13 protein-coding genes and 1 tRNA gene are annotated in these 16,090 nt (G+C 65.4%); 4 read left to right on the forward strand and 10 right to left on the reverse strand.

Features of this window, described 5'->3' with window-relative positions; translation table 11 throughout:
- Nucleotides 1-582 precede the first annotated feature (582 nt).
- From OU995_RS25010 to OU995_RS25020, 3 genes are all read left to right on the forward strand, one after another.
- Nucleotides 583-735 (forward strand): hypothetical protein, encoded by a 153-nt coding sequence (locus OU995_RS25010; protein ID WP_267832892.1) that lies wholly within the window; start codon nucleotides 583-585, stop codon nucleotides 733-735.
- A 203-nt stretch (nucleotides 736-938) separates the two neighbouring features.
- On the forward strand, nucleotides 939-2,150 hold the full coding sequence (locus OU995_RS25015; protein ID WP_267832893.1) for an FAD-dependent oxidoreductase: 1,212 nt from the start codon (nucleotides 939-941) through the stop codon (nucleotides 2,148-2,150).
- Nucleotides 2,151-2,360: 210 nt separating this feature from the next.
- Nucleotides 2,361-3,875 (forward strand): NAD(P)H-hydrate dehydratase, encoded by a 1,515-nt coding sequence (locus OU995_RS25020; RefSeq protein WP_267832894.1) that lies wholly within the window; start codon nucleotides 2,361-2,363, stop codon nucleotides 3,873-3,875.
- 73 nt (nucleotides 3,876-3,948) lie between these two features.
- On the opposite strand, the gene rnr is transcribed toward OU995_RS25020, so the two are convergent.
- Nucleotides 3,949-6,348 (reverse strand): ribonuclease R, encoded by a 2,400-nt coding sequence (rnr, locus tag OU995_RS25025; protein WP_420714762.1) that lies wholly within the window; start codon nucleotides 6,346-6,348, stop codon nucleotides 3,949-3,951.
- A gap of 459 nt (nucleotides 6,349-6,807) precedes the next feature.
- On the opposite strand from rnr, the gene OU995_RS25030 reads away from it, so the two are divergent.
- A tRNA-Leu gene (locus tag OU995_RS25030) sits at nucleotides 6,808-6,892 on the forward strand.
- A 325-nt stretch (nucleotides 6,893-7,217) separates the two neighbouring features.
- Here OU995_RS25030 and OU995_RS25035 read toward each other — a convergent pair.
- The 9 genes from OU995_RS25035 to der all read right to left on the reverse strand — a co-directional run bounded on the left by OU995_RS25035 (nucleotide 7,218) and on the right by der (nucleotide 16,090).
- Entirely contained in the window at nucleotides 7,218-7,739 is a 522-nt protein-coding gene (locus OU995_RS25035) for a phosphoribosyltransferase (protein ID WP_058934346.1), read from the reverse strand.
- Between the two features lie 49 nt (nucleotides 7,740-7,788).
- A complete protein-coding gene (locus tag OU995_RS25040; RefSeq protein WP_420714901.1) occupies nucleotides 7,789-9,135 on the reverse strand; it encodes an adenylosuccinate synthase in 1,347 nt (448 codons plus the stop codon).
- A gap of 32 nt (nucleotides 9,136-9,167) precedes the next feature.
- A complete protein-coding gene (locus tag OU995_RS25045; RefSeq protein ID WP_267832896.1) occupies nucleotides 9,168-10,331 on the reverse strand; it encodes an ATP phosphoribosyltransferase regulatory subunit in 1,164 nt (387 codons plus the stop codon).
- Between the two features lie 171 nt (nucleotides 10,332-10,502).
- The gene (locus OU995_RS25050) at nucleotides 10,503-10,691 is read right to left on the reverse strand and encodes a DUF2065 domain-containing protein (protein ID WP_267832897.1); all 189 of its coding nucleotides are present in this window, start codon (nucleotides 10,689-10,691) and stop codon (nucleotides 10,503-10,505) included.
- A 39-nt stretch (nucleotides 10,692-10,730) separates the two neighbouring features.
- Nucleotides 10,731-11,630 carry a protease modulator HflC gene (gene hflC, locus OU995_RS25055; RefSeq protein ID WP_267832898.1) on the reverse strand — a complete coding sequence of 300 codons (900 nt, stop codon included), beginning with the start codon at nucleotides 11,628-11,630 and terminating at the stop codon, nucleotides 10,731-10,733.
- A gap of 20 nt (nucleotides 11,631-11,650) precedes the next feature.
- The gene (hflK, locus tag OU995_RS25060) at nucleotides 11,651-12,847 is read right to left on the reverse strand and encodes an FtsH protease activity modulator HflK (protein ID WP_267836373.1); all 1,197 of its coding nucleotides are present in this window, start codon (nucleotides 12,845-12,847) and stop codon (nucleotides 11,651-11,653) included.
- 145 nt (nucleotides 12,848-12,992) lie between these two features.
- Entirely contained in the window at nucleotides 12,993-14,225 is a 1,233-nt protein-coding gene (gene hflX, locus OU995_RS25065) for a GTPase HflX (protein ID WP_267832899.1), read from the reverse strand.
- A gap of 193 nt (nucleotides 14,226-14,418) precedes the next feature.
- The gene (gene hfq / locus OU995_RS25070; protein WP_058934340.1) at nucleotides 14,419-14,661 is read right to left on the reverse strand and encodes an RNA chaperone Hfq; all 243 of its coding nucleotides are present in this window, start codon (nucleotides 14,659-14,661) and stop codon (nucleotides 14,419-14,421) included.
- A gap of 85 nt (nucleotides 14,662-14,746) precedes the next feature.
- Nucleotides 14,747-16,090: a ribosome biogenesis GTPase Der gene (gene der, locus OU995_RS25075; protein WP_267832900.1), complete on the reverse strand. Its 1,344-nt coding sequence runs from the start codon at nucleotides 16,088-16,090 to the stop codon at nucleotides 14,747-14,749.

Here is a 16,090-nt window from a genome sequence, read left to right on the forward strand (position 1 = left end):
ACACTGTGACAAACGCTGAAGCCGCCTGTCATCACCCGCCATCGGACTGTCGGACCCAGTGAAGTCTGAGCCGATGTGTCGTTGATGACCGGTGATTGCCGGACCCGCGAATTTGCGGTTGAGCCATGTCGGCCAGGACCCATTCCTGGACATTCACGCACTCACCGCGTTTTTGCCGCCGCTACCTGACCCTAAATTTGGCCCTAAATTTGGCCCTAAATCTGGCCCTAAATCTGGCCCTAAATTCGAATCTGTATCCGAATCCGAATCTCGATCAGGATCAGGATCTCAATCCAGATCTGACTGTTGGCCCCACGCCTGCTCCTCAGCAACGGTTCCCCAACAAAGGATCCCCGCAGGAAGTTGCGCAACTTGGGTGCCCCATAAAGGTCGGCGCCTTGGCAAAAACCCGAAGAGTATAACCCGAATTCCTGCCTGTTTCGAGGGCGGGCTGGGGGCGAACGGCCCGTGCAGGGAGGCCGGCTCCCGTGCTTGCGGCGCCGGGCTGGCATCCGACACCCTTGACGTCTTCATCCGACAGCTGTCGGCTTGGTGGTCAGTTGTGAACTTACGGTGTCAGGCGTGACTGAACTGCAACAACATCGCACCAAGTTTGGCGGCAGCAGCGCCGCGCCCTGGCACCATGAGCGCCGCGCGCAAGACTGCCTGCTGCGCACCCCCGATTTCCCTTACGAGAACTGGCGCCTTGCCCCCGCAAGTGCGCTGGACGCATGACATGACGCACGCCCTCGCCGGCCTGGATCCGTATTTCCGTTCGCCAGCAACACTTGCCACTTTCAAGGCGGCCCACCGGCCGCAGCGCGCCTGCGGGGCAGGGACCCGCCGTGGGGGTGGTGGCACTGACGCGCTTGTGCCTGCCGCATCGACCATTGTCGCTGGCAAGGGGGACACCCCTGGCCTGTCGGAGGGGCTCTGACATGCGGGTGGCCGTTATTGGGGCCGGCCTCGCCGGCATCACCTCTGCCTACGAACTCACGCGTCAAGGGCATGAAGTGCAGGTGTACGAGCGCGACACCAGCGTGGCCACCGGGGCCAGCTTTGCCCCGCCCGGGCTGATTGCCCCTGCCCTGCTGGCGGCGCGTCCGGCCACGCCGATGAAGTGGCGCGGAGCGCCGCGACAGCTGGGTTGGCGCTGGGCGCATTGGCGCGCCCGGCGAGCCATCGCACACCAGCCGCTGCCGGTGCCTGCCGCCATGCTGCAACTGGCACGCCAGGGCCAGGCCCTCATGGCCGACTGGCGCCAGGGCTTGCAACTGGACGTCGAGCAGCGTGGCGGGATCCTGCTGCTATGGCGCACCGCCAGGGACTACAAGCGGGCCGCTGCCCTGCTGGCACGCCTCCAGGCGGCGCAGGCCCCTCACCGCGAAGTCGACGCCAACACCTGCCGCAGCCTGGAGCCAGGCCTGAATGCCGACACCCGCCTGCATGGCGGCATCCACCTGCCCCAGGACGAGTCCGCCAATTCGCGGCAGTTCGCTCAGGCACTGAAGCAGGAGGCCCAACGCCTGGGCGCCCGCTGGCAGTTCAATGTGGACGTGTTGAAGATCGAACCGGGCGCCCAACCCTCGTTGCACCTGGCGACCGGAGCGGCACAACGCGTGGATGCGGTCGTGGTCTGCGCCGGCAAGGGCGCGCCGGCCCTGTTGTCACCGCTGGGACTGCGTTTCCCGTGGGGCGTTGTGCAAGCCCATACCCTCACCGCTCCCCTGCGCCAATTGGAGGCCCATCCGGACCTCGGCCCGAGCGCGACCGTGATGGACATGTCGCTGGGCGTCAGCATGACTCGCCTGGGGCAGCGCGTGCGTATCGGCGGCTCGCAGGAACTGGGTGGCCCCGTGGGGCAACCGGACGGCCCTTCGATGAGCGCGCTGCATCAGGCGGCCCACGACTGGTTCCCGGGTGCCCTGCAGGCCGGTGGCCAGCAGCGTTGGAAAGCCTCCCGGCTGCTGCTGCCGGATGAACTGCCGCTGGTCGGCGCCAGCGGCGTGCCGGGGGTGTGGCTGAACATCGGCCATGGGGACGCGGGTTGGCCACTGGCCGGTGGCGCGGCGCAGTGGCTGGGTGAACGACTGGCCGGCCGTGACGGCGGGTTGGACGCCACGATGCTGGAGCCCAGTCGGTTGCGCTGAGGCCTGTACCCCTCCCCCGCGCCAGCGCCGTGCCGTTCTTCCCGCAGCAGTTCGCCAGTGCTGGCTTTGCCCCCCTCCACGCGCCCATGCCTTGCCCGCGCCTTGCCCGCGCCAACGCCAACGGATCCAGCAGCGCACAGCAGCGGCCAGCAGCAGCCAGCACCGAACCCTCGCTGCGATCACCGCAAGCACCTGCGCTAGAGTCGGCGCATGCGCGCCCTGCTCCCCACCACACACCACAGCTGGCCGCTCCACGATGCGGCCTCGAGCCGTGCGGTGGAGCAGGCCGCCTTGTTGCAACAGGCCCCGCACCAGTTGATCGAACGGGCCGGATGGGCCGTCGCCCGGCTGGCCCTGGCCTTGTATCCGCATGCCCGCTCGGCAGTGGTGCTGGCGGGGCCGGGCAACAACGGCGGGGATGCCCTGATCGCCGCACGCTGGCTGGCGGCACGGGGCTGGCACCTGCACATTCACCGCATCGGCCCTCCGCCGCGGGAAGGCAGCGATGCCGCCCATGCGCTGCGCGCGGCCCAGGCGGCGGGATTGACGATCCAGCAGGGGCCACCCAGCGACACGAGTGCGTGGACGGAGGTCGACCTCTGGATCGACGGCCTGCTGGGACTGGGCGCGAATCGTGCGCCGGAGGGGGACATCGCCGCAGCCATCCGCACGGCCAATGCCCATCACGCGCCCGTCCTCGCCATTGATGTCCCCAGTGGCTTGCAGCCAGACACCGGTCAGACCTCCGGCGCGGACACCATCGTGGCCGCCCACACCTTGTCGTTACTCACCCTGAAACCGGGCCTCGTGACCGGCGAAGGCCGGGCCCACACGGGCCGGATCTGGTTCGACGATCTCGACACCCCTCCCGCTCCGCAGCACCCGCCCGGCGCGCAATTGCTCGGCCTGGAGGTGCTGGCGGGCTGGCAGCAGGCTCATCCCCGAGGCGCCACCAGCCACAAAGGCCGGCAGGGCGACGTGGTCGTGCTGGGCGGGGCCCCTGGCATGCGCGGCGCCGCCTGGCTGGCCGCCACCGCCGCACTGACCGCTGGCGCCGGCAGGGTCTATGCGGCCCTGCCCGAGGACGATGGACTGCCCTGGCCCGCCCGGCCGGAGCTGATGCACTGGCCGGCCGAGCGCTGGAGCCAAGCGCACGCCTGGCGCGACGCCGTCGTGGTGTGCGGCTGCGGCGGCGGTACGGCGATCCTGCCCTGGCTGGATGCGGTCTTGCATGAGGCGCGCCATCTGGTGCTGGATGCCGATGGGCTGAATCTTGTGGCCGACGACGCGGGCCTGGCGCGCCGGCTCACAGCCCGCCACAGCCACGGCCTTCACACCCTGATGACACCCCATCCGTTGGAGGCCGCCCGGCTGCTGGGCCTCGGCAGCACAGGTGCGGTGCAGTGCGACCGGCTGGCAGCCGCCAAGGCGCTGGCGGAACGTTTCCAATGCACGGTGGTGTTGAAGGGGTCCGGCAGCGTGATCGCGTCACCGGACCATCGGCCCGACATCAACAGCACCGGCTCGGCAGCACTGGCCACGGCAGGCACGGGTGATGTGCTGGCCGGCTGGGCGGGCGGCCTGTGGGCCCAGGCCCTGCAGGCCAGCGCGCATGAAGTGGCATGCACGGCGGTGGTCTGGCATGGGGCGGCAACGCGCTCCCATCAGGGCCCCCTGCGGGCAGCCGACCTCATCGAGGCCATGGCGCGCCTGCATGCCCATTGAGGTGAAGCGTCACCCCTTCCGACCCCTTCCGCCCCCTTGCCCCCCCCTTGACACCCCCTTGACACCCCAACACTCAAGTGCGCTTTTTGCGCGTCGATTTCGCTGTTGCTGCTGCTGTTGCTGCTGCTGCTGCTGCAGGGGCAGGCGCTGAAGCGGTCTTGGCAACTGCCGGGCGTGACGCCCCGCGAGCGGTCCGCTTGGCCGCCTTGATCGGATGCGTGGCCGAGGTCTTCGCGGACCGTTCCGCCTTGCGGCGTTCGGCCTTCAGCACCCGGTCCACCTTCTCGATCCGCTCGAGCTGCTCCACCGCCGAGATCGTCTCCGCCCCGACTTCGGGGGCGCTGACGATCTCCGACAGCGGCTTGCGCGGCCCACGCCGATCCGCCTGCCGGTCCTGACGACGGCCATCCCCGTGCTTGTCGCGCATGGCACGCTGCAGCAGCCGGGCCTCGTCCTGCTCTCGCACCAGGCGGAAGTCGATCTTGCGCCCGTCCAGATCCACGCGGCTGACCTGCACTTGCACCCGTGCGCCAGTGGCGTAACGGATACCGGTGCGCTCACCCCGCAGCTCCTGCCGCACTTCGTCGAACTTGAAGTATTCGCCCCCCAGCTCGGTGATGTGGACCAGCCCCTCCACATACAGAGCGTCGAGCTGCACGAACAAACCGAAGCTGGTCACAGCGCTCACCGTGCCGGCGAATTCCTCGCCCAGGTGGTCACGCATGAAGCGGCACTTGAGCCAGGCTTCCACATCGCGCGAGGCTTCGTCGGCGCGGCGCTCATTCGCACTGCAATGGGCACCAACGATTTCCCAGCGCTCCGCCTCGGTGGAGGCCGTGGCCGGATTGAGCGTCTTGGTCGGGCGGCCGGGGCGCTTGGGCAGCGGCTTGGCCGCTTCCATCTTGTGCGCATCCAGCGTGTATTTCTTGCTGCTCAGCAGCGCCTTGATCACCCGGTGCACCAGCAGGTCGGGATACCGGCGGATGGGGCTGGTGAAGTGCGTGTAGGCCTGATAGGCCAAACCGAAGTGGCCGGAATTGGCGGGCGTGTAGATCGCCTGCTGCATCGAGCGCAGCAGCATGGTGTGGATCTGCGTCGCATCGGGCCGGTCCTTGGTGGCCTGGGCAATGGCCTGGAATTCACCGGGCGCCGGATCGTCGCTGATGCCCATGCCGATGCCCAGCGCGCGCAGGTAGGCCTGCAGCGCGGTGCGCTTCTCCGGCGTGGGACCTTCGTGGACGCGGAACAGCGACGCATGCTTGCCGCCGGCAATGAAGTCGGCCGCGCAGACGTTGGCCGCCAGCATGGCTTCCTCGATCAGCCGGTGGGCCTCATTGCGGGTGCGTGGCACGATCTTCTCGATGCGGCCGTTGTCGTCACAGACGATCTGCGTTTCGGTGGTTTCGAAATCCACCGCACCGCGCTTGGCCCGCTGCGACAGCAAGGCCCGATAGACCTCATGCAGATGCAGCAGATGGGGCACCAGATCACGCCGTTTGGCGGCTTCGGGCCCATGGGTGTTGGTCAGGATGGCCGCGACCTCGGTGTAGGTCAGCCGTGCATGGGAGTTGATGACGGCCGGGAAGAACTGATAGGCCTGCACCTCGCCGGCCTCGTCCACCAGCATGTCGCACACCATGGACAGGCGGTCCTGATCGGGGTTGAGCGAGCACAGGCCGTTGGACAGCTTTTCCGGCAGCATCGGGATCACCCGGCGCGGGAAGTAGACGGAGGTGGCGCGCTCGTAGGCATCGCGGTCCAGCGACTCGCCGGGCTTCACGTAGTGGCTCACGTCGGCGATGGCCACCAGCAGGCGCCACCCCTTGAACGCGTTCTTGCCGCGGCCTTGCTTGTGGGGCTCGCAATACACGGCGTCGTCGAAATCGCGGGCGTCTTCACCGTCGATGGTGACAAGCGCCACATCGCGCAAGTCCACGCGATGCTTCATATCGGTGGCGCGGACCTTGTCGGGCAACTTGGCGGCCTGGGCCAGGGTGTCGGCGCTGAAGGCGTGTGGCACCTCGTACTTGCGGACTGCGATCTCGATTTCCATGCCGGGGTCGTCGATTTCACCCAGCACCTCGGTCACGCGGCCAACGGGTTGCGAATACAGCGACGGCGGCTCGGTCAGCTCCACGGCCACGATCTGGCCAGCGGTCGCATTGGCGATCGCGTTTTTGGGGACCAGGATGTCCTGCCCGTAGCGTTTGTCTTCCGGGGCGACGAGCCAGATGCCGGACTCCAGCAGCAGACGGCCGATGATGGGTTTCTTGCGCCGCCCCAGGATTTCCAGCACGCGGCCTTCCGGGCGGCCGCGCTTGTCGAAGCGCACCACCCGAACGCGCAGGCGGTCGCCGTGCATCACGGCATGCATTTCCTGTGCGGAAAGGTAGACATCGGGCTGGCCGTCATCCGGCATCAGGAACCCGTGACCGTCGCGGTGACCTTGCACCGTACCTTCGACCTCGCCCATCAGCTGACTGGGCGCCTGCGAGCTTGCGTTCTTGAAGTTTTTGATAGTATGATCCTTGTCTTTCCTGAAACGCAAAAGCGCTTCTCGAGAACTTGGTGACTAGGATACCTGAAGACACCTGACAGATTGCAAAACGTGATTGCAAAAGGTGATCGCAGAAAGTGTAGAACGTGAGAAACGTGCAAGACTTTCAAAGCGTTCAAAACTTGCGAGGGCTTGCGAGGGCTTGCCAGAGGTAAATGTCCTTACGCAACAGTTGCACCTTCTGCACGCGATCGCAGCTGCTGCACGCAGCAGCACCGTCGGTGCGGTGATGCGCAATCAGTTGACAGTGTGTTGGTGTTGAGGGTGTGACTGAAATGGTCGTTGAAAGGATAGTGCGGCAGAGATGTCCACTATTGAGGCGACGGTGGAAGTGGGTTGCAAGCCAAGTTTGAGTGAGGGGTGATTTTGAACCTTGCCCAGGTGGCGGAATTGGTAGACGCACTAGTTTCAGGTACTAGCGGGTAACTCCGTGGAGGTTCGAGTCCTCTCCTGGGCACCAAATTCTGAATAAGGCCAGCACTTGCTGGCCTTATTTCATTGCGGTGAAAAAAGTGCTGCTGAGCAGAGAGCCTGCTCAGCGAGGCAGTGCGACACGAGGTCGAGCAGCACGACGTAGTGCAACACGATGTGATGCCGAGCCTCCCACACACACGCCTGCGACGAGCCCACCATCAACAAAAAAGCGACCCAAGAGGGTCGCTTTTTTTGTTGCCCGGCGCGCGCAGCGCCGCCGCCCTCCAGCGGAGCTCATGGATCTGGCTCTGCCAGTCCATAGAGCTCGCCCCCGGTGGGGGGGGGCCGGCGAAGCCGGTAGGGGGAGGAGCCTAAATCGCGAATTTTTTGGCCAGAGCGTCCGGCCGCAGCGAGTCGTAGTCCTCGAACGGCTGATGGATCCATGGGCTGGTGGTCAGCAGTTCCACGTAATAGTCCGGCGTGTAGGTCGACACGCTCTTTGTCCAGATCACGGCCGAGCGCAGTTCCTGAATCGCCGGCATCCCGCGCAGACGCTCCACCACCGCCTTCAGCGTCACCCCAGAATCCGCCAGGTCATCCACCAGCAGCACACGGCCCGCCAGTTCGCCCTTGGGCATGGTGATGTACTTGGCGATGTCCAGGCGCCCCTGAATCGTGCCGGCCTCGGCGCGATACGAGCTGGTGGACATGATGCCCAGCGGCTTGTCGAACACCCGCGACAGCACATCACCCGGACGCATGCCGCCACGCGCCAGACACAGGATTTGATCGAATTCCCAGCCGGAGGCGTGCACCTTCAATGCCAGGCGTTCGATCAGCAAGTGGTATTCATCCCACGACACATACAGATGCTTGCCGTCGTCGGTCAACATGGGGAGGGCTCCTCAGCAAAGAAACAGGTGGAAATCAAGAAAACAGCCATCAGGCCTTGAACGGATGCTGCAGCAGGATGGTGTGATCCCGGTCCGGACCGGTGGACACCATGGCGATCGGGGCACCAATCACCTCCTCCACCCGCTTCAGATAAGCGCGCGCATTGGCCGGCAGAGCATCCCACGAGGTGACACCGAAGGTGCTCTCGGTCCAGCCCGGGAACACTTCATAAATGGGCTTGCACGCCACGATGTCGTCGGCATCCAGCGGCAGGATGTCGATGCGCTCACCGTGGAGCTCATAGCCCACGCACATGTTCACTTCCTTCAGGCCATCCAGCACATCCAGCTTGGTCAGGCACAGGCCGGTGATGCCGTTGATGATGATGGAGCGCTTGAGGGCGGCAGCGTCCAGCCAGCCGCAGCGGCGTGCACGGCCGGTGACCGTGCCACGCTCCTGGCCAACGGTCGACAGGTGATGACCGACGGTGCCGGGGTTTTCCCAGTCCAGCTCGGTCGGGAACGGGCCCGACCCCACGCGAGTGGCATAGGCCTTGGTGATGCCCAGCATGTAATGCAGCATCTGCGGCCCCACACCCGCGCCGGCAGCGGCATTGCCAGCCACGCAGTTGCTGGAGGTCACATAGGGATAGGTGCCGTGGTCGATGTCCAGCAGCGTGCCTTGCGCACCTTCAAACAGGATGTTGTGGCCAGCCTGATGCGCCTTGTGGAGCAGGTAACCCACGTCGGCCATCATCGGCTTGATCTGATCCGCCAGCGACATGGCGTGATCGAAGATCGGCTGGAATTCCAGTGCCTTCGAGTTCAGGTAGCCCGTCAGCGACACGTTGTGCAGCTCCACCAGCTCCTTGAGCTTCTTGGCAAAGCGCTCCGGATGCTTCAGGTCCTGCACGCGCAGGGCTCGGCGCGCCACCTTGTCTTCATAGGCCGGGCCGATGCCCTTGCCGGTGGTGCCGATCTTGCCGCTGCCGCTGCTTTCACGCAGGGCTTCGCGGGCACGGTCCACTTCCACGTGGAAGGGCAGGATCAGCGGGCAGGATTCGCTGATGAACAGGCGCGAACGCACTTCCACACCGGCCTTTTCCAGGCGCTCGATTTCAGACAGCAGATGGGTGGGGTCCAGCACCACACCGTTGCCGATGTAGCAGGCCACGCCGTCACGCATGATGCCGGAAGGAATCAGCTGCAGCGCCGTCTTCACGCCCTTGATCACCAGGGTGTGGCCGGCGTTGTGGCCGCCCTGGAACCGCACCACGCCTTGCGCGTGGTCGGTCAGCCAGTCAACGACCTTGCCCTTGCCTTCGTCACCCCACTGGGTGCCGACGACCACCACGTTGCGGCCGCGCGCGATCTCAGTGCTTTGCATGTTGTTCATCCGATCAAAGAGGTTGTTGGTGGGGGCGGCGCTCACAGCGCACGCAGCACCCATTGACCGCTGGTGTTCACCAGCTCGCGGTCGCATTCGAATTCGTCGTTTTCGTGCTCATGGCCCGGCAGGACGCAGACCACGGTTTCGCCCTGCTCCCGCAGGCGGCGGACCGCCGCACGGAGGTCCGGATCCACCCCCCAGGGGGCACGCACGGCGGCGCGCAGCTGGGTGGGCGGAATCAGACCCACCAGGGTCTTGAGATCCAGGCTGAAGCCCACCGCCGGACGGCGGCGGCCAAACACGGCCCCCACTTCGTCATACCGGCCACCGCGCAGCACAGCATCGCTGCAGCCCTGGGCATAGAGCGCGAAGCGCACGCCGCTGTAATAGGCATAACCGGGAAGGTCGGCCAGATCCAGGCCGATGCGCAAATCCGGGCCGCTGGCGCGCAGGTGGCGCACCAGCCAGTCCAGATCGTCCAGAGCCGCTGTGATGAGCGGATGGCGAGGCAGTCGCTCACGGGCCTGGGCCAGCAGGTCCAGATCTCCGTAGAGGCCCACCAGGGTCTGCAGGCCTTCGATGACCGCCGACGGCAACTCACCCGCAAAGGCGGCCACACCGGCCGCATCCTTGGCGCCCATGGCCTGAACCAGCACCGCCAGGCGGTCTTCGTCCAGCGTGTGGTCACCCAGCACACCACGTACCAGGCGGGCGTCGCCCAGGTCCAGCGTGATGTGCTTCAGGCCAGCGTGGCGCATGGCATCCAGCGCCAGCTCCTGCACTTCCAGGTCGGCCTCCAGGCCGGCGTGGCCATAGATCTCGACGCCAAACTGCAGCGGCTCGCGGGTGGCAGTGAGACCTTCGGCGCGCGTGTGCACCACCGGGCCGCAGTAGCAGAGACGGGTAACGCCTTCACGGTTGAGCAGGTGGGCATCGATGCGGGCCACCTGCGGCGTGGTGTCGGCCCGCAGGCCGAGACTGCGGCCGGAGAGCTGGTCCACCAGCTTGAAGGTCATCAGGTCCAGTGCCTGGCCGGTACCCGACAGCAACGAGTCCAGGTGCTCCAGCATGGGAGGCATCACCAGCTCGCAACCGTAGGTCCGGGCCATATCCAGCAGGTCACGACGCAATTCTTCAATGCGGCGAGCCTGGGAGGGCAGGACGTCAGCAAAGTGCTCGGGCAGCAGCCAAGCAGAGGCCATGGACGTTCAGGGGAGGGGTTAAAAACGGCATTGTACCGGGGTCGGGCACGGGCGGAGACGCCGACCGCACAAGCTGGGGTCATCGCCCCAACCCAAGCTGGGGTCGACTGCGGTAATTCGGCACGATTATGGGCTTGCCGCACCGCTTGCGGGCGCCCCGCCGCCAGACATTCAGGCCACCAGCCAGAGCAGGATCACCCCGCACAGCACGCAGGCGAGACCGATGAACCGGAGTTGTCCATCACTCATCGCCATCAATCGGCTGAAGAAGTCGCGCCAGGACGAAGGGCTGATGAAGGGCATCAGCCCTTCCGCCAGCAGCATCAGGGCCAGGGCGGCCCACCAGGTCGTGCCATTCATGAAAGCAAACAGGCGCCTCACGGCGCCTGTGGATTCAGTTTATTTGCGGGCCGGCGCGGGCGCCGGCGCACCGCCACCTGCGCCTCGCATCGCCTTGAAGAAGTCGGAGGACGGGTCCACCACGATCACGTCGCTCTTCTTGCGGAAGGACGAGCGATAGGCCTCCAGCGAACGATAGAACTGGGCGAAGTTGGGGTCGCGGCTGAAGGCTTCGGCATACAGCGCCGAGGCCTTGGCATCACCCTCACCCATGATCTTCTGGGCGTCGCGATAGGCCTCCGCCAGGATGATGTCCTGCTGCTTGTCCGCATCGGCCTTGATCTTTTCACCCTCGGCACCGCCGGTGGCCCGCAGTTCGTTGGCCACGCGGATGCGCTCCGACTTCATGCGGTTGTAGACCGACTCGGTGATGGTGGGCGAGAAGTCCACACGCTTCACCCGCACGTCGACGATTTCGATGCCGAACTGCTTGGCTTCTTCTTCCAGGCGCTTGCGGACATCGTTCATCACCTTCTCACGCTCGGTGGCCAGCACCGCACGCACGGTACGGCGGGTCACCTCTTCGTTGAGGGCGGCCTGCACGATGGGGCTCAGGCGCGTCTCCAGGTTGCGCATGGCGGTGCCGCTGTTGCGGATGAACTGGCGGGCATCAACGATGCGCCATTTCACCAGCCAGTCAATGACCAGGCTTTTCTTTTCAGCGGTGAAGATCGGGCGGGTGTCCGGGCTGTCCAGGGTCTGGATGCGGCGGTCCAGGAAGATCACGTTCTGCAGCGGGGGCGGCAGCTTGAACTTCAGCCCCGGCTCGGTCACGACTTCCTTGATCTCGCCCAGCGAGTACACGACTGCAAACTGGCGCTGATCCACCACGAACAAGGTGGAACTGGCCACCATGAACAGGACCAGCAGCCCGAGGACGACGGAAACGATGCGATTCATTGTCTGTTGCTCCCCTTCGTTCAGCGACCGTCGCGGTCACGGCTGCGCAGGTTGTCCCGCGAGCGGATGTCCGGGTTCAGCACGGTGCTGCCACTGGTGCTTGGATCCTGCGGCGTGACTGCGGTCGGCGGGCTGCTGCTGACGCCGCTGGAACCGGCGCCCTGTTGTTGCAGCAGCTTGTCCAGTGGCAAATACAGCAGGTTGGAGTTGTTGCGACTGTCCACCATCACCTTGGTGACGTTGCTGTAGATGTCGCGCATGGCGTCGATGTAGAGGCGATCCCGCGTCACGGCCGGCGCGCGCTGGTATTCCGCCAGCACGCTGCGGAAGCGATCCGCATCACCTTCGGCGGTGGAGATGACCTTGGCGCGGTAGCCTTCGGCTTCTTCCCTCACCCGGGCCGCCTGGCCCTGGGCGCCCGGAATCACCTTGTTGGCGTAGGCCTCGCCCTCGTTCTTCAGACGCTCGCGGTCGGCGTTGGCGCGGAAGGCATCGTCGAAGGCGGCTTGCACCGGCTCCGGCGGCTGCACGCCGTTCACATTGACGTTGACGATCTGAATACCCGTCTTGAGACGGTCCAGCTGCACCTGGATGGACTTGCTCAGGTCGGTGGCGATGGCATCGCGCTGCTCGTAGAGCACGGAATCCATGCTGCTGCGGCCGACGATCTCGCGCACGGCGGATTCAGAGGCCTGCACCACCGCTTCATTGGCGTCGACGTTCTCGAAGAGATAGTCACGCGAATCCTTCAGGCGGTATTGCACCGTGAAGCGGATATCAACGATGTTTTCATCCTGCGTGAGCATGGACGAATCTTTCAGGCCGCTCGCGGTGCCCTGGCTGCGCCCGATCTCGACCGACTGCAACTGGGTGAAGGACACCACCTCATGCGCCTGGAACGGATACGGCAGTCGGTACTGGATGCCGGCATCCACCGTGCGGCTGTACTTGCCGAAGGAGGTGATCACCCCCTGCTGGCCTTCCTGCACGATGAAAACACCGCTGGCCAGCCAGCCCAGCACCACCACGCCGACCACCAGGCCGGCGCCGATGCCGGCACCGCGCATGTCGGGCTGGAAGTTGTTGCCACCGCCGGTGGGGCCGCCCCCGTTGCCGTCATTGCCACCACGGCCGCCAAACAGGCGGGACAGCTTGCGGTTGAAGTCGCGCCAGAGCTCGTCCAGGTCGGGCGGGCCCTCGTTGCGGCCATTGCTCATCCACAGGCCCACCCATTGGCGAAGGCGTCCACCGACCCGGGAACCTCCCTGGGGCGACCGGCCATGGCCGGCGGGCATGCTGTTGTCTTGGTTCATACGCATCCTGGTGAGGAAGTCTTGTTGCAAGTATCGGGCATTGGGGAGGTCATTCCCCCCGATCATGCCCTGAAGCGTCCTTCGGTACAGGGAGATCCCGGGTCAGGTCTTGCGGAACTTCGGGCTCCGGCGTGGCCTGCATGAAAGAGGCAATCATCGCGCGAAGGGCATCCAGGCCCTCGCCCCCGGCCGCGCTGACAAAAATGCGGGGCAAGCGCTGGCCGCCATGCTCGCCGCCCAGACGGGGCAGCCAGTCCTGCAATTCACGGGGCCGCTGGTTGGATTCCAGCAGATCCAGCTTGTTGTAGACCAGGATCTGGGGAATGTGCTGCCCACCGATTTCCGCCAGCACCCGCTCCACTTCTTCCATCTGCTCGGTCAGCACCGGGCTGGCGGCGTCCACCACATGCAGCAGCAGGTCGGCATCGGCCGCCTCCTGCAGCGTGGCCTTGAAGGCCTCCACCAGCTTGTGCGGCAGGTCGCGGATGAAGCCCACCGTGTCGGACAACGAGACACTGCTGCCCGCCTCTTCGAGGTAGAGCGAGCGGGTGGTGGTGTCCAGCGTTGCAAACAGCTGGTTGGCGGCGTAGGTACGGGCCTTCGTCAGGGCATTAAACAGCGTGCTCTTGCCCGCATTGGTGTAACCGACCAGGGACACCCGGAACACCCCGTTGCGGGCGCGTGCGCGGCGCTGGGTGCTGCGCTGGCGCTCCACCTTCTTCAGGCGTTCCTTGATGGTCTTGATCCGGTCGTCGATCATGCGACGGTCCAGCTCGATCTGGCGTTCGCCAGGGCCGCCACGCATCCCGATACCGCCGCTTTGCCGCTCCAGGTGGCTCCAGCGGCGCACCAGCCGGGTGGCCAGGTATTGCAGCCGCGCCAGTTCGACCTGCAGCTTCCCCTCGAAGCTCTGGGCGCGGGCGGCGAAGATTTCCAGGATGAGCGCCGTCCGGTCCGCCACCGGCACGCCAAGATGACGTTCCAGGTTGCGTTGCTGGGCGGGAGAGATGGCTTGGTCGAACAGCACGGTGTGGGCCCCATGGGCCTGCACCATCAGCTTGATTTCGTCCGCTTTGCCGGAACCGACAAACAGCGCGGCGTCTGGCGCCTTGCGCTTGGCCACGATGCGGGCCACGGGGGTGTCGCCAGCGGATTCCGCCAGCAGAGCGAGTTCGTCGAGGGTGGGATCGAAGGCCTCACCGCGGCCCAGGTCCACGCCCACCAAAATGGCGCGCGCCGCCTCGGGGGGCGGCGACTGATGAGTGGGATCTTGGCTGTTCAAGATAGATGAATGACGGGCCTCGTCCGGACGTCGTTGAAAAGCACATGCACCGAATTGCGCATGTTCACCCTAGATGGGGGCGCTCGGCGTCCAATCAAGGCCCGGGTCTGGAGGCGGGTCTGGACGAACCTCATGAGGCTCCTCCAGACGTTCCTCGAGACGCGCCTCAAGTCGGGACTTGAAGCGGTCGGGATCAGTTGGCTTCGCCGCCGTCACCGGCGTGGAAGTTCACGGCGCGGCCCGGCACCACGGTCGAGATGGCATGCTTGTAGACCATCTGCGTGACCGTATTGCGCAGCAGCACCACGTATTGGTCAAAGGACTCAATGTGGCCTTGCAGCTTGATACCGTTGACCAAATAGATGGACACCGGCACGTGCTCCTTGCGCAGCAGGTTCAGGAAGGGGTCTTGCAAGAGTTGTCCTTTGTTGCTCACGATATGCTCCGTGTTGTGAGGGAGAGAGAAGGTGTTGGAACCCGGACCTTATCACAGCCCCGGGTTTCCCCGGACCGCAGGTGCATCAGGTTTCGTCGGCAAACGGGTTCTTGGACGAGCGCATCTCGATGCGCAGCGGTGTCCCGATCAGCTTGTAATGATCGCGGATCCGGCCCTCGAGGTAACGCTTGTAGACCTCGCTGACATGCTCCAGCGAGTTGCCATGGATCACCACGATCGGGGGGTTCATTCCCCCTTGGTGGGCATATCGCAGCTTGGGCCGGAAAGTGCCGGCCCGCTTGGGTTGCTGGTGCTCGACCGCCTCATGGACCAGGCGTGTCAGCACCGGTGTGGTCATCTTGCGGTAGGCCGATGAATAGGCGTCCGCCAGCGACTTCCACAACGGGCCCAGGCCCTGCCGCTTGAGCGCCGAGATGTGCAGGATGGGAGCGAAACGCAGGAAGCCCAGACGGGTCTGGATCTGTCGCTCCAGGGTTTCGCGCTGGTAGCTGTCCACCGCGTCCCATTTGTTGATGGCCACCACCACCGCGCGGCCGCTTTCCAGGATGTAGCCGGCAATGTGGGCGTCCTGGTCGGACACGCCCTGGGTGGCGTCAATCAGCAGCAGCACAACGTTCGCGTCGGCGATGGCCTGCAGCGTCTTGACCACCGAGAATTTTTCGATGGCCTCGAACACCCGGCCCTTGCGGCGCAGCCCGGCGGTATCGATCAGCTTGAACTTCTGGCCGTTGCGCTCGAAGTCCACGCTGATGGCGTCGCGGGTGGTACCGGGCATGTCAAACGCCACCAGGCGTTCTTCCCCCAGCCAGGTGTTGATCAGCGTGCTCTTGCCCACGTTGGGCCGGCCGGCCACCGCCAGGCGGATGACTTGCGGCTTGTCGGTCTCTTCCGGGTCGAACTCGTCGTCTTCCTCGGTCTCGAACCCTTCCAGCGCTGCTTCCAGCAGGCTGCGAATGCCCTGGCCGTGCGCGGCGGAGATGGGATGGGGTTCGCCCATGCCCAGCTCGTGGAATTCGGCCAGCAGCGGCGAGTCCTGCATGCCTTCGGCCTTGTTGACCGCAATCAGCACCCGCTTGTTGCACTGGCGCAGGTAGCGGGCAATGTCCTGGTCCTGACCGGAGAGGCCGTTGCGCACGTCCAGCACGAAGATGACGGTATCCGCCTCGGCCACGGCCTGGCGTGTCTGCTTGGCCATCTCCTTGACGATGCCGGTCGAGCTGTCCGGCTCGAAGCCGCCGGTATCGACGACGATGTACTCGCGATCGCCCAGGCGGCCGTCGCCGTAGTGGCGGTCGCGGGTGAGACCGGCGAAGTCCGCGACGATGGCGTCACGGCTTTTCGTCAGCCGGTTGAACAGCGTGGACTTGCCCACATTGGGGCGGCCCACCAGGGCGATCACTGGTTTCAT

This window comes from Roseateles sp. SL47 (genome assembly GCF_026625885.1).
Taxonomy (GTDB): domain Bacteria; phylum Pseudomonadota; class Gammaproteobacteria; order Burkholderiales; family Burkholderiaceae_C; genus Roseateles.

Coding starts and splice junctions, on each gene's coding strand:
- OU995_RS25015 (WP_267832893.1), top strand. CDS start 939: ATGCGGGTGGCCGTTATTGGGGCCGGCCTCGCCGGCATCACCTCTGCC.
- OU995_RS25020 (WP_267832894.1), top strand. CDS start 2,361: ATGCGCGCCCTGCTCCCCACCACACACCACAGCTGGCCGCTCCACGAT.
- rnr (WP_420714762.1), bottom strand. CDS start 6,348: ATGGGCGAGGTCGAAGGTACGGTGCAAGGTCACCGCGACGGTCACGGG.
- OU995_RS25035 (WP_058934346.1), bottom strand. CDS start 7,739: ATGTTGACCGACGACGGCAAGCATCTGTATGTGTCGTGGGATGAATAC.
- OU995_RS25040 (WP_420714901.1), bottom strand. CDS start 9,135: ATGAACAACATGCAAAGCACTGAGATCGCGCGCGGCCGCAACGTGGTG.
- OU995_RS25045 (WP_267832896.1), bottom strand. CDS start 10,331: ATGGCCTCTGCTTGGCTGCTGCCCGAGCACTTTGCTGACGTCCTGCCC.
- OU995_RS25050 (WP_267832897.1), bottom strand. CDS start 10,691: ATGAATGGCACGACCTGGTGGGCCGCCCTGGCCCTGATGCTGCTGGCG.
- hflC (WP_267832898.1), bottom strand. CDS start 11,630: ATGAATCGCATCGTTTCCGTCGTCCTCGGGCTGCTGGTCCTGTTCATG.
- hflK (WP_267836373.1), bottom strand. CDS start 12,847: ATGAGCAATGGCCGCAACGAGGGCCCGCCCGACCTGGACGAGCTCTGG.
- der (WP_267832900.1), bottom strand. CDS start 16,090: ATGAAACCAGTGATCGCCCTGGTGGGCCGCCCCAATGTGGGCAAGTCC.